Genomic DNA, 15,832 nt, shown 5'->3' with positions numbered 1-15,832 from the left:
AGCTTTGGCGCATATCCACAGAGGATCATCCATGACGCTCAGCTTCGATCCAGACAGCCTGTCCCTGCCGATCGGCCATTTCATCGGCGACCGGCTGGTCCCGGCTAAAAACGGCATCGACATGCATCGTCCTTCGGACGGCATCGAATATGCCGGTTGCCCGAAGGCGGATGCGGCACTTGTCGATGAGGCGGTGCAAACCGCCAAAGCCGCACTGAAGAGCAGTAACTGGGGCGGCGTGCGCCCGCGTGAGCGCACCAGGGTGCTGCAACGCTGGGCAGACCTGATCGAGCAGGAAGCCGAGACGCTGGCAAAAATCGAGGCGCTCTCCTCGACCCGGCCCGTGGGCCACCTGATTGCCGGCGATATCGCCGTCACTGCCGAACAGATCCGCTTCTTTGCCGAATTTGCAGACAAGGAGGGCGGTGATCTCGTACCGACCGACGATACAAGCGTCGGCATGATCATGACCGAGCCCTATGGCGTCGTCGGCGCCATTACGCCCTGGAATTTTCCGGTGTCCATGGCGGGCTGGAAGCTTGGCCCGGCACTCGCAGCCGGCAATGCCGTAGTGCTGAAACCATCGGAAATGACGCCCTTCTCCAGCATTTTCATGGCGCAACTGGCCATCAAGGCAGGGCTGCCCGCCGGGCTCATCAACATCGTGCTGGGTGACGGGCCTGTGACAGGCAATGCCATCACCGGCCATCCCGAAATTTCCAAGGTCAGCTTCACCGGATCGACGGCAGCAGGTTCGGCCATCATGGCAAATATCGCGCGTACCGGCGTCAAGCCCATGACGCTGGAACTGGGCGGCAAAAGTCCGCAGCTGGTTTTTGCAGATGCCGATATCGAAAAAGCCGCCGCCGCGATCGCCGGCAATATTCTGTCCAATGCCGGGCAGGCCTGCGTTGCCGGCTCGCGCATCATCGTTGAAGAGAGTGTCGCAGAGGCGCTTTCCGCCGCAATTATCGCTCGCATGAAGACAGTGAAGCCCGGCCCGACCTGGGACGAAGCAACACAGTATTCGCCGATCATCTCCGAAGTGCAGCGCCAGCGCATTGACGGCATCGTGCAGGCGGCTGTCGCCCATGGCGGCGAATGCCTGACGGGTGGCGCGATCATGGACGGTCCGGGTTATTTCTACCAGCCGACCTTGATCGCAAATGTCGACCAGACCTCCCCTGCTGTCACAGAAGAGATATTCGGGCCAGTGCTGACCCTGCAAACCTTCAAGACGGAAGAAGAGGCGCTGGCGCTCGCCGATCATCCTACCTACGGTCTTGCCGCGGGTCTTTTCAGCCGCGATATCTCGCGCGTCATGCGCCTGTCTCGCGCCATCCAGGCAGGAACGATCTGGGTCAACCGTTATGGCCGCTCCCGCGACCATATCCTGCCGACCGGCGGTTACAAACGCTCCGGCATCGGCAAGGATCTCGGACGGGAGGCCTATCTCGCCAACCGCAAGAGCAAAAGCGTCCTGATCGGACTGTAACAGGGGAAACATCTTGAAAACGCATCGCATCGCACTCATTCCCGGAGACGGCATCGGCAAAAGCGTGACTGATGCCGCCTGGCAGGTTCTCAACACCGCAGCAAAAAGCTCCGGTTTTGCGCTTGAAGGCACCGAATTCCCCTGGTCCTGCGCCTTCTACAAGGAGACCGGCGCGATGATGCCGAAGGATGGCATCGAGACCCTGCGCGGCTTCGACGCCATTCTGCTGGGCGCGGTCGGCTGGCCAGCGGAGGTGCCGGATTCGGTATCGTTGCACGGCCTGCTTCTGCCGATCCGCAAGGCATTTGTGCAATACGCCAATATCCGCCCGCACCGGCTTCTGCCCGGCGTGCAGGGACCGTTGAAAGCGGATGGATTCGACATTCTCTGCATCCGCGAAAATACCGAAGGTGAATATTCCGGTGCCGGCGGACGCGTGCATCAGGGCACCGAAGACGAGGTCGCTGTCGAAACCTCCATCTTCACCCGCAAGGGCGTGGAACGCATCCTGCGCTTCGGCTTCGAGCAGGCGCAAAAGCGTCGCGGCAAGTTGGCTTCCGTCACCAAATCCAACGCCCAGAAATATTCGATGGTGTTCTGGGACGAGGTGACGCAAAAGCTCGCCGCCGAATATCCGGATGTTGAAGTTTCCAGTTACCATATCGACGCCATGGCGGCGCGCATGGTGATGGCGCCGGAAAGCCTTGATGTCGTGGTCGCCTCGAACCTCTTCGGCGATATCCTGACCGATCTCGGCGCAGCCATTCAGGGCGGCCTCGGTTTTGCCGCCTCCGCCAATATCAATCCCAACCGCACGGCACCCTCCATGTTCGAGCCGGTGCACGGTTCAGCCCCTGACATCGCCCATCTCGGCATTGCCAACCCCATCGCCGCCATCTGGTCCGGCGCCATGATGCTGGAGCATCTGGGTGAGGCGGATGCGGCCAAGCGGGTCATGGCGGCGCTGGAAAAGGCGACCGGCCAGGGCATTGGCACCGTGCCGGGCAAGGACAAGACAGACGTAATAACTGCCGCAGTTGTCGCGGCTCTCGACTGATTTCGGAGACAGATAATGCAGGGCTTGAAGGATAAGGAACTCTTTCGCCAGATGGGTTTGATCGGCGGCGCATGGAAAGCGGCCGCATCAGGCAAGACGGTCGACGTGATCGACCCGGCGACGCAGGCGGTGATCGGCACCGTGCCGGATATGGGCAGCGTGGAAACCCGCGCGGCCATCGAAGCCGCCAACGCTGCCTTCGGGCCGTGGAAGAAGAAAACGCACGCGGAGCGCGCGGCGCTTCTGGAAAAATGGTTCGCGTTGATGATCGAACACATCGACGATCTCGGCCTGATGTTGACCATCGAACAGGGCAAGCCACTTGAAGAGGCCAAGGGCGAAATCCGTTACGGAGCATCCTTCGTCAAGTGGTTTGCGGAAGAAGGCCGACGCATCAGCGGCGGCACCATTCCCTCTCCGACGCCGGATCGCCGTATCGTGGTGCTGAAGGAGCCGGTCGGTGTCTGCGGCATCATCACACCGTGGAATTTCCCGAACGCCATGATCACCCGCAAGGTCGCACCTGCATTGGCGGCTGGCTGCACCGTAGTCATCAAGCCCTCGGAATTCACGCCCTATTCGGCCCTAGCGCTCGGCGTTCTTGCCGAACGTGCAGGCATTCCGGCTGGCGTCATCAACATCGTCACCGGCATGCCGACGGAGATCGGCAACGAGATCATGGCCAATGAGACGGTGCGGAAAATTTCCTTCACAGGCTCTACCCGTGTCGGTTCGCTGTTGATGCGCGGTGCGGCCGACAGTGTAAAACGACTGTCGCTGGAACTCGGCGGCAATGCCCCTTTCATCGTATTCGACGATGCAGATCTCGATCTCGCCATCGAAGGCGCGCTCGTTTCGAAATTCCGCAATGGCGGTCAGACCTGCGTCTGCGCCAACCGCATTCTCGTTCAGGCGAGCGTTTACGATGCATTTGCGAAAAAACTGGCTGATCGCGTCGATGCCATGCGTGTCGGACCCGGAACGGAACTGGGTGTTTCCATCGGTCCGATGATCAATGAGCCGGCAATCGCAAAAATCCGCGCGCATATCGATGACGCCGTTTCCAAGGGCGCCGAGATCATTACCAAGCCTCATGATCTGCCTGCAGGTTCGCAATATACCGCACCGGTGGTGCTGACGGGCGCAACAACCGCCATGCGGCTGGCGAGCGAAGAGACCTTCGGGCCAGTCGCCCCGCTCTTCCGCTTCGAGACGGAAGAGGAGGCGATTGCGATCGCCAACGGCACGCCCTTCGGCCTTGCCGCCTACTTCTACACTGAAAGCCTCAAACGCGCCTGGCGCGTGGGCGAGGCGCTGGAGTTCGGTATGGTCGGCCTCAATACCGGCGCGATCTCCACCGAAGTCGCCCCCTTCGGCGGCGTCAAGCAATCCGGCCTCGGCCGCGAAGGCGCACAGGTCGGCATCGAGGAATATCTGGAAATGAAGACGTTCCACATCGGTGGACTTGCCTGAAGACTGTTTCTTTCTCCCCGCCTAAAGGGCCGCTCTGCGGCCCTTCTTTTTTTGGTGCGAAATTGAAAAGCAGCATTCCCAGGGGTGGAAGAAAAATCCGGAGGAATGAATTGGTTTGGCAAAGCCACGGCATTCACGTGTCGTGACCCCCGACTGGATCCGGGGTCCAGCGCGATCACGTCATTGATCGTAAGAGACTATTCACCGTGCAGGCGCGCAGTCGCTGGATGCCAGATCAAGTCCAGCATGACGAAGGAATGAACTGACGCGCTACTGAATCTTATCCAGCATCTTGTAATAAAGCCCCACCAAGGGAAGAAACCAGGGCTTGCCGAAATGGCCAGGCACCGCCGGCCAGTCCATCCCCTTCAGCGGGTTGTTGTCCGGGCGGCCCAGAATGGCGTCAGCCATGATCATGCCCAGATGGGTGGAAAGCTGGGCGCCGTGGCCGGAATAGCCCATGGCGTACCAGACGCCATCATGGAAACCGGCGCGGGGATAACGGTCCTTGGTCATATCAACCAGTCCGCCCCAGCAATAATCGATTGGCACATGCGCAAGCTGCGGGAATATGCGGTGCAGGCTATCCATCAGGATCGCGCCACTTTTGGCATCCGAACGCTGGTCCGATGTCGTGGAAAAGCGCGCGCGGCCGCCGAAGATCAACCGGTTGTCCGGTGCGAGGCGGAAATAATTGCCGATATTCATGGTGTTGACGTAGGTGCGGTTACCCGGGACGGACGCCTTGATCTCGGCATCCGTCAACGGCCGCGTGGCGATGATGAAACTGCCGACCGCGATGATGCGGCGGCGGAAATAGCCGAAGCCGGAGGGCGTGTAGGCGCCGGTTGCCACAAGAACATTATCCGCGGTGACCTTGCCGCGCGCCGTTTCCAGCGTGTGTGTCTTTCCGTTCTGAGTATGTTTCGTCACCGCCGCATTTTCAAAGATCACCGCACCATGGCGGCTGGCAGCCTGCGCAAGGCCGGCCACATAGCGGCCCATATGCATCATAGCGCTCTTCTTGGACAGCATGGCGCCATAAAAGGGAGAGCCGATTTCCGCCTTGAGATCGTCAACCGACAGAAGCGCCGTGTCGGGATCCACCTCGGCATGAACAGCCTCGAAATTTTTCGCCAGACTTTCGAAATGCTGCGGTTTCGAAGCCATTTTCAGCTTGCCGGCGCGGCGGAAATTACAATCGATCCCTTCCTCGGCGATCAGGCTTTCCAGCGTGTCGATCGAGGCATCCAGCGCCTTGTAGAGCGCGATGGCGCGCTCCTTACCGAGTTCCGCCTTGGCGGAGAGGTAGGAGTGGGCCAGCCCGTTGTTGAGGTGGCCGCCATTGCGCCCGGAAGCACCCCAGCCGACGCGCTGTCCTTCAAGAACAACCACGCGCGCGCCCGCTTTTGCCAGCTGGCGCGCAGCACCCAGACCCGTGAAGCCGCCACCAATGACGGCCACATCGTAATGGCCTTCGACAGGACCTTGCGCCGCCCCCGCAAACAGGGGCGCCGTGTCGTGCCAATAGGAGACGAGCTTCATGATCCGGTCCTTCCTTACAGTCCAACGACGCCCGCGAGACCGGAAATATCGGAGATCTCCGTATAACCGTAATAGGGGTTTGCCGGTTCGTGGCCGCGGTTGACCCAGACCTTGTTCTTGATGCCGAGATCGTGCGCGGACATCAGGTCGTAGCGGAAGGAGGACGAGACGTGCAGAATATCTTCCGGGCCGCAGCCGAGCATGTCGAACAAATATTCGAAAGCCTTGAAATGCGGCTTGTAGGCCTGCGCCTGTTCGGCGGTATAGACAGCATGGAACGGCGCGCCAAGCTTTGCCACATTCGACATGATCTGCGAATTCATGGCGTTAGACAGAATGACCAGCGGAATTTCCTTGGCAACCTTCGCCAGACCGGCCGGAACGTCCGCATGCGGACCCCATGTCGGAACGCGCTCATACACCATTACCGCATCTTCGTCCTTGAAGGCCACACCGTTGCGCTTGCAGGTGCGCGACAGGGCGTTATGGACAACTTCGGCGTAAGGCTTCCAGTCATGCATGACCTCGTCCAGGCGATATGCAGAGAAGTCCTTGATGAATTGCTGCATCTCGGCCTCGCCCAGACGATCACCATAGAGATCGCGGGCAGCTTCTGCCATCTGGAAATGAATCAGCGTACCGTGGCAATCGAAAGTGATGTATTTCGGGCGGAAGATGGTCATGTCGTCGTCGTCCTTGCTTGGGGATGGGTGGTGGCTGCAATAACAAGATCATAGAGGCCTTTGCCCGGTCGACGCACTGCAATTGCCATTCGCGAAAGCAGATTGTTGCGTATGCAGCCGCCAGTTTGGCAGAGAGTTGCGTGCGACAAAACCGGAAGCCGCCGCCCACCCCCGTTCTGCGGATGGAAGCAGATGATGTGCGGCATAAGATGCGGCGGCGGGTAAAAGCAACAGTGAAACATATCGAACCTTGCCATTCGTCGGGACAATGTTCTTTTGCCGCCGGTCTATCAATGAACATGAAGAATAAAACGGAGTTGGGCCATGCAAGCCAGCCTCATCGATATCCAGAAATTTGAGCCGCAACACCTCGACGCCGCCGTCGAGCTTTCCCGCCAGGCCGGTTGGCCACACCGCCGGGAAGACTGGGCGCTCGTCCTTTCACTGAGCAAGGGTTTCGTCGCTATCAAAAACGGTCGCGTCGTCGGAACCGCAATGGCCACGCTTCTCGGAGACACCTGCGCCACCGTCAACATGGTGATCGTGGACGAGGCCATGCGCGGCCGTGGTCTCGGACGCAAGCTGATGCAGGCGGTCGTCGATGCTGCGGAAAATCGCGAGTGCCGTCTGACCGCCACCGCTGAAGGCCTCCCACTCTATGAGAAGATGGGTTTCGTCGCATGCGGCGAGGTGCGTCAGCACCAGGGAATTCCTACGGCCGCCGATAAGCCCGCTAACGTGGCATGGGCAGAAACGATTGTACCGGCCGAGCTTGCCGCACTCGACGCGCAGGCATTCGGTGCGGATCGTACGGCACTCTTTACCGAGCTTGCGGATAGGGCACGGTTTGCGGTGGTTCAAAAGCATGGCGCCATCATGGGCTTTGCAGGCCTTCGCGCCTTTGGCCGTGGTGAAGTCATCGGCCCGATTGTCGCGGAAACTGCTGAAATCGCAAAGGATTTGATTGCCTTCGTAGTTTCCGAGCGCCCCGGCGCATTCCTGCGCGTAGACACCACCACCGAGACGGGACTCGGTCCCTGGCTTGCCGAATACGGTCTTGCCCATGTCGGTGGCGGCATCGCCATGCGCCGGCCGAAGGCGGAAACCTCTGCCGACAAAAAACTGAAAACATTCGCGTTGACCAGCCAGGCGCTGGGCTGAATCCGGAGAGACCCATGTTAAGCAATTCACTGATCGAGCTCGACCGCGCCCATCTGGTGCACCCTGTCTCTTCCTTCCGCGGCCATGAAAAGCTTGGCGTTCGCGTGCTGAAATCGGCAAAGGGTGCCACGATTACCGACATGACCGGCCACCAGCTGATCGACGGTTTTGCCGGCCTCTGGTGCGTCAATGCAGGCTATGGCCATGACAGCATCGTGGAAGCGGCGGCAAAGCAGATGCGTGAACTGCCCTATGCCACTGCCTATTTCGACATTGGCAGCGAACCCGCCATCCGCCTCGCCTCCGAACTCGCCGACCGCGCGCCGGGCGATCTCAACCACGTCTATTTCACGCTTGGCGGATCCGACGCGGTGGACAGCACCATCCGCTTCATCCGATATTACTGGCACGCCAAAGGCCAGCCGCAGCGCGACCAGTTCATTTCCGTCGAACAGGGTTATCACGGCTCCACCACCGCCGGTTCAGGCCTGACTGCGCTGCCCGCCTTCCATGCAGGTTTCGGCGTGCCTTACGACTGGCAGCACAAAATTCCGTCTCACTATGCCTATCGCAATCCGGTCGGCAGCGACCCCGCCGCCATCATCGCCTCTTCCCTGCAAATCCTGAAGGACAAGATCGAGGCTATCGGCCCGGAGCGGGTCGCCGCCTTTTATGCCGAGCCCATTCAGGGCTCCGGTGGCGTTCTGGTGCCGCCGCCTGGCTGGATCAAGGCCATGCGAGAACTCTGCCGTTCCTACGGCATTCTCTTCGTTGCCGACGAAGTCATCACCGGCTTCGGCCGCACGGGACCACTGTTTGCCTGTGCCGACGAAGATATCGTGCCGGACTTCATCACGGCCGCCAAGGGTCTGACTTCGGGCTATGTGCCGATGGGCGCCGTCTTCATGGCCGACCATGTTTATGATACAATAGCCGACTTCGCCGGCGATGCCGCGGTCGGGCACGGTTATACCTATTCCGCCCATCCCGTCAGTGCCGCCGTTGGTCTCGAAGTGCTGAAACTTTACGAGGGCGGGCTGCTGGAAAACGGCCGGCGCGCCGGTCAGCGGCTGATGGCCGGGCTGGAAGGATTGAGAAGCCATCCGCTGGTTGGCGATGTACGTGGCCGGGGCATGCTTGCCGCTATCGAACTCGTGACCGACAAAGAGAAGAAAACCCCGCTGCCGGCTGCAGCGGCCCCTGCACGCAAGGTTTTTGACCGCGCCTGGGAAAACGGCCTCATCGTGCGCGCCTTCGCCAACGGCATCCTCGGCTACGCGCCGCCGCTGTGTTGCACCGATGACGAGATCGACGCCATTATAGAGCGGACGCGGAAAACCCTCGACCAGACGCTCGAGGACCCGGCAGTGCGGGCCGCCATGGCCTGAGGCGAACAGTGGATGGCGTTGCGGCACCTTCTCGAAATGTCGCAACGCCGCACATATTCGCAATATTCTGCCGAAGACCCGATCCTTTTCGGAGAATCCGGCGCGCTGGAACTGCCAAACTATCAACAGAAAAAGCACTAAACGCCATAAAAAAGGGCGTTAGCGAGAATGGGAACGGGGCAAGGATCCCGTCCGGGAACAGAATAAAATGCCGCAGCCTTCCCAAGGGCTCTGCGCGGCAAAGCGGAGACCGACATTGCCCAAGAAACTGAGCGACTTCAAATATATGAGCTTCGACGTGGTGGGAACTCTCATCGATTTCGAAGGTGGCTTGAAATCGACCCTGATCCAGATCGGCGCTGAAAACGGCGTTGAGGTCGACGGTGAAAAGGCGCTTAGCCTTTACCGCGCGGCGCGTTACTCCGACGCCACCGATCTGTTTCCGGACGATCTCGTCCGCGTCTACCTGATCATCGCTCCGGAACTCGGTTTGCCGGCGGAGCGCGCTCTGGGTGAGCGCCTGCGCGACGCGGCAAAAAACTGGAAAGGCTTTGAAGACAGCCGTGCCGCGATGGCCGAGCTTGCAAAGACGCATCGTCTCATTGCCATGACCAACGCCCAGCGCTGGGCCTTCGAGTATTTCTCGAAGGAACTCGGTAGTCCCTTTTACGCCGCTTTCACAGCGGATGATACCGGCACGGAAAAGCCGGATCCCGCATTCTTCGAGAAGGTTTTCGCGTTCGTTGAAAGCGAAGGCGCATCGAAGGACGACATTCTGCACGTTGCGCAGAGCCAGTACCACGATATCGGCATTTCACGGAAACTCGGGATGACCAATTGCTGGATAGAGCGCCGCCACGCCCAGAAGGGATATGGCGGCACCATCGAGCCGGAGAACTTTACCGAACCGGACTACCATTTCACCTCGATGGCCGGCCTTGCCGAGGCCACGAGACACTCGGGCCGCTGAACCGCCTGTGGCATGACGCGCACTAGGGCGTGGATGCCGAAAATTACTGCAGATGCCATTTCAACAAATCATACAAAAGGGGAAGACCATGAGTGACAGGATTACAAATTGGACCCGCTCTGACGATGCCGCCGTTGAACAGGCTATCCGTCGCGGCGCGACGCGGCGAGAGCTGCTTCACATGATGCTGGCCGGCGGCGTAGCACTTTCCGCCGGTTCGGCCATTCTTGGCCGCGCCTCGCAGGCTCTGGCGGCCACTCCCGTTTCCGGCGGCACGCTGAAGGCGGCCGGCTGGTCCTCCTCCACGGCCGACACGCTCGATCCCGCAAAAGCCTCGCTTTCGACGGATTACGTTCGTTGCTGCGCGCTCTATAACCGGCTGAGCTTCCTCGATGTTTCCGGCACGCCCCAGATGGAGCTGGCCGAATCCATCGAAACGAAGGACGCCAAGACCTGGACCGTGAAGCTGCGTTCCGGCGTCACCTTCCATGACGGCAAGGCACTGACCGCCGATGACGTGGTCTATTCGCTGAAGCGTCACCTTGACCCGGCCGTCGGTTCGAAGGTCGCCAAGATCGCCGCCCAGATGACCGGCTTCAAGGCGATCGACAAGAGCACCGTCGAGATCACGCTGGCAAACGCGAATGCAGACCTGCCGGCCATCCTGGCATTGCATCACTTCATGATCGTTGCCGATGGCGCGACCGATTTCTCCAAGGGGAACGGCACCGGTGCCTTCAAGCTGGAGAAATTCGAACCCGGCGTCCGCTCGATCATGTCGAAAAACACCAATTACTGGAAACAGGGTGGTCCGCACGTCGATAGCTTCGAATTCTTCGCGATTGCCGAAGACAATGCCCGCGTTAACGCCCTCATTTCGGGCGATATCCACCTCGCAGCGGCTATCAATCCGCGTTCGCTGCGCCTTCTCGACAAGCAGGAAGGCATCGTTCTGTCCAAGGGAACGTCCGGCAACTACACCAACCTCAATATGCGGCTGGACCAGACGCCCGGCAACAATGCCGATTTCATCGCTGGCATGAAGTCGATCGTCAACCGCGAGCAGATCGTCAAAGCGGCTCTGCGTGGCCTCGGCGAAGTCGGTAACGACCAGCCAGTGCCGCCAATGAGTCCCTACCACAATCCGGACCTCAAGCCGAAGGCCTTCGATCCTGATAAGGCGAAGTTCCACTTTGAAAAAGCGGGTCTTATCGGTCAGTCCATCCCCGTCATCACCTCGGATGCTGCAAACTCTGCCGTAGACATGGCGATGATCATCCAGGCGTCGGCCGCAGAAATCGGTGTAAAGCTGGATGTGCAGCGTGTTCCCTCGGACGGTTACTGGAGCAATTACTGGCTCAAGGCGCCTATTCACTTCGGCAATATCAACCCGCGCCCGACCCCGGATATTCTGTTCTCGCTGCTTTACGCCTCCGACGCGCCGTGGAACGAAAGCCAGTACAAGTCGCCGAAGTTCGACAAGATGATGCTCGAAGCACGTGGCATGCTGGACATGGACAAGCGCAAGCAGATCTACTTCGAAATGGAAAAGATGATCGCCGACGAAGCCGGCACCATCATTCCCGCCTATATCACCAATGTCGACGCCATCACCTCCAAGCTGAAGGGTCTGGAAGCCAATCCGCTCGGCGGCATGATGGGTTACGCGTTTGCTGAATACGTCTGGCTCGAAGCCTGATAGACCAAGGGGCCGGGCGCCGATGCGCCCGGCAACCTTTCCGCCGGTGCGGGAAGCCTCCACAGCTGGAGCGACACGTTGAAAAACAAGCGGTTTTCGCCTGATATCTCGCTCCAGCCAAATAATTTGGATCATGATGATTTCAGGTCGATCGGGCCTGAAATCATCATGATCCAGGCAGGTCGCAGGAGCATGTAAATGAACAGCCGGATACTCTCCCTTATCGCCAGGCGGCTGGTCGTCATGCTGACGACGCTGCTTATCGTATCGTTTATCGTCTTTTCCGCCACCAGCCTGCTGCCCGGCGACACGGCAACGATCCTTCTTGGCCAGTCGGCAACGCCGGAGGCCGTGGCTGGTCTGCGCACCGCCATGCATCTCGACGACCCGGCCCTTCTGCGTTTTGTCCGCTGGCTTTTTGGCCTGCTACACGGCGAACTCGGCACGTCCTACGCCAACAATATGGCGATCGCCGACCTCATAGGCCCACGTTTCGTCAACTCCATGAAGCTTGCCGGCATCACCACTGTTATCGCCGTGCCGCTGGCCCTGACGCTCGGCATCAGCTCCGCCATGCTGCGTGGAACGCTTTATGATCGCGCCGTCACCATCCTGACCATCGGTGTCATTTCGGTGCCGGAATTCATGATCGCGACGCTCGCGGTTCTGCTGTTCGCCGTATATCTGAAGTGGCTGCCAGCCCTGTCGCTGGTCAGCGAGGTGCATACCGTGTTCGATGTGCTGCGGGTTTACGCCATGCCGGTCATCACGCTCACCTTCGTCGTGTCGGCACAGATGATCCGCATGAGCCGCGCCGCCGTCATCGAGACGCTCGATACGCCCTATGTGGAAATGGCGCTCCTGAAAGGCGCACCGCGCATGCGCATCGTCCTGCGCCACGCACTTCCCAATGCGCTTGGCCCCATCGTCAATGCGGTGGCCCTTTCGCTTTCCTATCTCGTCGGCGGCGTCATCATCGTCGAGACTATCTTCAATTATCCAGGCATCGCCAAGCTGATGGTTGATGGCGTCGCGACCCGTGATCTGCCGCTGATCCAGAGCTGCGCAATGATTTTCTGCGTCGGTTATCTCCTCCTCATCACAACCGCCGATATCATCGCCATCATGTCCAATCCGAGGCTGCGCTGATGACCGACAATATCAAAACAACTTCGGGGACCTCGCGCTTGGGTTACAAAATCAACGTCGTCGGCGTTTTCGGCTTTCTAGTCATTTTTCTCTGGGCCATGGTTGCGATCTTTGCACCCTATCTCATCCCGCATCCCGTCGGTGAAATCGTCGATCTCGATTATTTCGGTCCGATGACCTCCGATCTCTGGCTCGGCTCCGACTATCTCGGCCGCGACGTGTTTTCCCGCATTCTCATGGGCGCGCGTTTCACGGTCGGCATTTCACTTGCGGCCGTAACAATCGCCTGCGTGTCGGGCGTCGTTCTCGGCATGAGCGCAGCCGTGGTCGGCGGCTGGTTCGATGCGGCCCTCAGCCGTTTTCTCGATGCGGTGAACTCCATCCCAAGCAAGCTTTTCGGGCTTGTGGTTGTCGCTGCCGTTGGCTCATCCATTCCTGTGCTGATCGTCACCCTGTCGGTTATCTATACGCCCGGCGCCTATCGCTTTGCCCGGGCGCTCGCCGTCAATGTCAACACCATGGATTTCGTCACCGTGGCCCGCGTGCGCGGCGAGAGCCTCTTGCACCTCATCAGCTCCGAAATCCTGCCCAACATCATCCGTCCTGTGCTGGCCGATCTCGGCGTGCGCTTTGTGTTCATCGTGCTGCTTCTGTCGGGCCTTTCCTTCCTCGGTCTCGGCCTGCAGCCGCCGAATGCAGACTGGGGTGCGCTGGTGCGTGAAAACATCGGCGGCCTGCCCTTTGCTGCGCCAGCCGTGATCTTTCCGTCGTTGGCGATTGCCAGCCTGACGATCAGCGTCAATCTGCTGATCGACAATCTGCCGCAGAAAATCCGCGACAGGAGCGAATAATGACAAATCTTGTTGAAATCCGTGGACTTAAAGTCGAGGCGACCACCGATTCCGGCCGCCGCATCCAAATCATCAGGGGTGTAGACATCGATATCGCCGATGGCGAGATCGTCGCATTGATCGGTGAAAGCGGCTCCGGCAAGACCACCATTGCACTGACATTGATGGGATATGCCCGCCCAGGCTGCCGTATTTCCGGCGGCAGCGTCACGGTGGCAGGCCGCGATATGGTACAGCTTTCCGAAATGGAACGGGCAAAGATCCGCGGTACAAAAATTTCCTACGTCCCTCAAAGCGCCGCAGCCGCCTTCAATCCGGCGCAAAAGATTATCGACCAGGTCATAGAGGTCACCCGCATCCACGATCTGATGCCGCCGCAGGAGGCGCGCCAAAGAGCGGTGGAACTGTTCAAGGCATTGTCGCTGCCCAATCCCGAAACCATCGGCGACCGTTATCCGCACCAGGTTTCCGGCGGCCAGCTTCAGCGTCTCTCCGCCGCCATGGCGCTGATCGGCAACCCGGAACTGGTCATTTTCGACGAACCGACCACAGCACTCGACGTAACGACACAGATCGAGGTTCTCCGCGCCTTCAAATCAGCGATGCGCAAGGGCGGTATCGGCGGCGTTTATGTTTCGCACGATCTCGCAGTCGTCGCCCAGATTGCCGATCGGATCGTGGTGCTGAAAGGCGGCGAGATACAGGAAACCGGCACGACCACGGATATTCTCGAGAATGCACAGCATCCTTATACGCGGGAGTTGCTCACCGCTTTTAACGACAAGGTACGCACCGTAGCGCCGCTAAAACAAAGTGACGCGAAGCCGCTGCTGGATATCGAGAAGCTGATCGCCGGATATGGAACGAAAGGCGAAGACCATATGCCGCTGGTGCGTGCGGTCGATTCCGTCAGCCTTGCAGTCTATCCCGGACGCAATCTCGGCATCATCGGCGAATCCGGTTGCGGAAAATCGACGCTGGCGCGCGCCATTGCCGGCATTCTGCCCGCCGCCAGCGGTCATGTCATCTTCGAAGGTCGGCAGTTGGACGCCGATGCCCGCCAACGCACCAGCGATCAGTTGCGCCGCATGCAGATCGTCTTCCAATATGCCGATACGGCGCTCAACCCGGCCAAATCCATCGAGGATATTCTCGGCCGGCCGCTGACCTTTTATCACGGCATGAGAGGCAAGGCGCGCGACGCCCGGATCGACCAGTTGCTGGATATGGTGAAGCTGCCGCGCTCGGTTCGCCACCGCCATCCTTCCGGCCTGTCGGGCGGACAGAAGCAACGCGTCAACTTCGCCCGCGCGCTCGCAGCAGAACCATCGCTCATCATTTGCGATGAAATTACCTCGGCGCTTGATACGGTCGTCGCAGCCGCGATCATCGACCTGCTCGGCGAACTCCAGCGAGAGCTGAACCTCTCCTACATCTTCATCAGCCACGATCTCTCTGTGGTGGAAACCATCTGCGACGAAATCGTCGTGATGTATGGCGGGCAGAAAGTGGAGCATCTGGCAACGGAAGCGATCAAGTCGCCGACCCATCCCTATTCGAAGCTCCTGTTCTCCTCGGTACCGAAGCTCGACCCGAAATGGCTCGACAATCTTCAGCAGGATGCAGAGTTGGTGCGGGCGTTTTCCAAGAGGTGACAACATCACTTTCGTCATCCTCGGGCTCGTCCCCAGGATGACGTTGAGTATGAAGCGACGTATCTCGATACTCTGGCGCCCCTGCTAAGGGACGTCTTCCACCTCAAAGCGGAAACAGGCTGGTCAGCGGCATATGCGATTTGATGATCGGAGATTTCAGCACAACGAAGCTGAAATATTTGTCGATACCGACATCCATGTCCGTCAGCCGCTCCATGATCGACTGATATTCGACGATGCCGGAGGTGACGAATTTCAGGAGGTAATCGTAACCGCCTGAAACGAGGTGGCATTCTACCACTTGATCGATCTTTTCGATAACGCCGAGAAAACGGGCGAAGTCGATCTGGCGGTGGTTCTTGAGCGTGATCTCGGTGAATACCGTCAGCGTCTGGCCGAGTTTGTTGATGTTGATCTGTGCCGAATAACCTTCGATATAGCCCTCGGCCTGAAGCTTCTTGACGCGCATCAGGCAGGGGCTTGGCGAGAGATTGACAAGCTCCGCCAGCTCGACATTGGTGATGCGACCATTTTTCTGGAGTTCGTAAAGGATCTTGATGTCGATCCGGTCAAGTTTCATCACGTGCGGAACCCCTTTTATATTTTTTCGTGCACGCGGCATAAAATTCTGACGCGGCCATGGAAATCTTATCACATGAGCGTGCCCTGTCGACGCGGGGATGTTTTTTTCATCCAGCATAAAGAG

Annotated in this window: 13 protein-coding genes; 10 read left to right on the top strand and 3 right to left on the bottom strand. The window is 59.2% G+C overall.

Features of this window, described 5'->3' with window-relative positions; all coding sequences use genetic code 11:
* Nucleotides 1-31: 31 nt before the first annotated feature.
* From ACQZ63_RS08935 to ACQZ63_RS08925, 3 genes are read left to right on the top strand one after another with little or no spacing between them, the layout of a single operon-like run.
* The gene (locus ACQZ63_RS08935) at nucleotides 32-1,495 is read left to right on the top strand and encodes an aldehyde dehydrogenase family protein (protein WP_019564735.1); all 1,464 of its coding nucleotides are present in this window, start codon (nucleotides 32-34) and stop codon (nucleotides 1,493-1,495) included.
* A 13-nt stretch (nucleotides 1,496-1,508) separates the two neighbouring features.
* A complete protein-coding gene (locus tag ACQZ63_RS08930; RefSeq protein WP_019564736.1) occupies nucleotides 1,509-2,552 on the top strand; it encodes a tartrate dehydrogenase in 1,044 nt (347 codons plus the stop codon).
* 15 nt (nucleotides 2,553-2,567) lie between these two features.
* A complete protein-coding gene (locus tag ACQZ63_RS08925) occupies nucleotides 2,568-4,025 on the top strand; it encodes an NAD-dependent succinate-semialdehyde dehydrogenase (RefSeq protein WP_019564737.1) in 1,458 nt (485 codons plus the stop codon).
* A 270-nt stretch (nucleotides 4,026-4,295) separates the two neighbouring features.
* Here the strand turns inward: ACQZ63_RS08925 and ACQZ63_RS08920 are convergent, their stop codons facing one another.
* Nucleotides 4,296-5,570, bottom strand: a complete 1,275-nt coding sequence (locus ACQZ63_RS08920; protein WP_003511067.1) for an NAD(P)/FAD-dependent oxidoreductase — start codon at nucleotides 5,568-5,570, stop codon at nucleotides 4,296-4,298.
* Between the two features lie 14 nt (nucleotides 5,571-5,584).
* Entirely contained in the window at nucleotides 5,585-6,253 is a 669-nt protein-coding gene (locus ACQZ63_RS08915; RefSeq protein ID WP_003511068.1) for a haloacid dehalogenase type II, read from the bottom strand.
* A gap of 324 nt (nucleotides 6,254-6,577) precedes the next feature.
* Here ACQZ63_RS08915 and ACQZ63_RS08910 point away from each other — a divergent pair, with 324 nt between their 5' ends.
* The 7 genes from ACQZ63_RS08910 (at nucleotide 6,578) to ACQZ63_RS08880 (ending at nucleotide 15,126) form a co-directional block, all read left to right on the top strand.
* A complete protein-coding gene (locus ACQZ63_RS08910; protein ID WP_113555389.1) occupies nucleotides 6,578-7,414 on the top strand; it encodes a GNAT family N-acetyltransferase in 837 nt (278 codons plus the stop codon).
* Nucleotides 7,415-7,428: 14 nt separating this feature from the next.
* Nucleotides 7,429-8,802 (top strand): aspartate aminotransferase family protein, encoded by a 1,374-nt coding sequence (locus ACQZ63_RS08905; protein WP_019564740.1) that lies wholly within the window; start codon nucleotides 7,429-7,431, stop codon nucleotides 8,800-8,802.
* A gap of 256 nt (nucleotides 8,803-9,058) precedes the next feature.
* The gene (locus ACQZ63_RS08900; RefSeq protein WP_019564741.1) at nucleotides 9,059-9,772 is read left to right on the top strand and encodes an HAD-IA family hydrolase; all 714 of its coding nucleotides are present in this window, start codon (nucleotides 9,059-9,061) and stop codon (nucleotides 9,770-9,772) included.
* Nucleotides 9,773-9,860: 88 nt separating this feature from the next.
* The gene (locus ACQZ63_RS08895; RefSeq protein WP_013761652.1) at nucleotides 9,861-11,471 is read left to right on the top strand and encodes an ABC transporter substrate-binding protein; all 1,611 of its coding nucleotides are present in this window, start codon (nucleotides 9,861-9,863) and stop codon (nucleotides 11,469-11,471) included.
* 198 nt (nucleotides 11,472-11,669) lie between these two features.
* The gene (locus tag ACQZ63_RS08890) at nucleotides 11,670-12,620 is read left to right on the top strand and encodes an ABC transporter permease (RefSeq protein ID WP_003511075.1); all 951 of its coding nucleotides are present in this window, start codon (nucleotides 11,670-11,672) and stop codon (nucleotides 12,618-12,620) included.
* The gene (locus tag ACQZ63_RS08885) at nucleotides 12,620-13,471 is read left to right on the top strand and encodes an ABC transporter permease (protein ID WP_013761653.1); all 852 of its coding nucleotides are present in this window, start codon (nucleotides 12,620-12,622) and stop codon (nucleotides 13,469-13,471) included. The genes ACQZ63_RS08890 and ACQZ63_RS08885 overlap by 1 nt, the downstream gene beginning before the upstream one ends.
* The gene (locus ACQZ63_RS08880; RefSeq protein ID WP_080801358.1) at nucleotides 13,471-15,126 is read left to right on the top strand and encodes an ABC transporter ATP-binding protein; all 1,656 of its coding nucleotides are present in this window, start codon (nucleotides 13,471-13,473) and stop codon (nucleotides 15,124-15,126) included. Before ACQZ63_RS08885 ends, ACQZ63_RS08880 begins: the two co-directional genes overlap by 1 nt.
* A 103-nt stretch (nucleotides 15,127-15,229) precedes the next feature.
* Here ACQZ63_RS08880 and ACQZ63_RS08875 read toward each other — a convergent pair whose 3' ends face one another.
* Complete coding sequence (locus tag ACQZ63_RS08875; protein ID WP_013761655.1) at nucleotides 15,230-15,706, bottom strand: Lrp/AsnC family transcriptional regulator; 477 nt, start codon at nucleotides 15,704-15,706, stop codon at nucleotides 15,230-15,232.
* Nucleotides 15,707-15,832: the final 126 nt, after the last annotated feature.

It is taken from the genome of Agrobacterium sp. CG160-95 (assembly GCF_053521725.1).
Note: the sequence above shows the minus strand (reverse complement) of the source record. Positions and strands in the feature narration are given on the sequence as shown.

Coding starts and splice junctions, on each gene's coding strand:
- ACQZ63_RS08935 (WP_019564735.1), top strand. CDS start 32: ATGACGCTCAGCTTCGATCCAGACAGCCTGTCCCTGCCGATCGGCCAT.
- ACQZ63_RS08925 (WP_019564737.1), top strand. CDS start 2,568: ATGCAGGGCTTGAAGGATAAGGAACTCTTTCGCCAGATGGGTTTGATC.
- ACQZ63_RS08920 (WP_003511067.1), bottom strand. CDS start 5,570: ATGAAGCTCGTCTCCTATTGGCACGACACGGCGCCCCTGTTTGCGGGG.
- ACQZ63_RS08915 (WP_003511068.1), bottom strand. CDS start 6,253: ATGACCATCTTCCGCCCGAAATACATCACTTTCGATTGCCACGGTACG.
- ACQZ63_RS08910 (WP_113555389.1), top strand. CDS start 6,578: ATGCAAGCCAGCCTCATCGATATCCAGAAATTTGAGCCGCAACACCTC.
- ACQZ63_RS08905 (WP_019564740.1), top strand. CDS start 7,429: ATGTTAAGCAATTCACTGATCGAGCTCGACCGCGCCCATCTGGTGCAC.
- ACQZ63_RS08895 (WP_013761652.1), top strand. CDS start 9,861: ATGAGTGACAGGATTACAAATTGGACCCGCTCTGACGATGCCGCCGTT.
- ACQZ63_RS08890 (WP_003511075.1), top strand. CDS start 11,670: ATGAACAGCCGGATACTCTCCCTTATCGCCAGGCGGCTGGTCGTCATG.
- ACQZ63_RS08885 (WP_013761653.1), top strand. CDS start 12,620: ATGACCGACAATATCAAAACAACTTCGGGGACCTCGCGCTTGGGTTAC.
- ACQZ63_RS08880 (WP_080801358.1), top strand. CDS start 13,471: ATGACAAATCTTGTTGAAATCCGTGGACTTAAAGTCGAGGCGACCACC.
- ACQZ63_RS08875 (WP_013761655.1), bottom strand. CDS start 15,706: ATGAAACTTGACCGGATCGACATCAAGATCCTTTACGAACTCCAGAAA.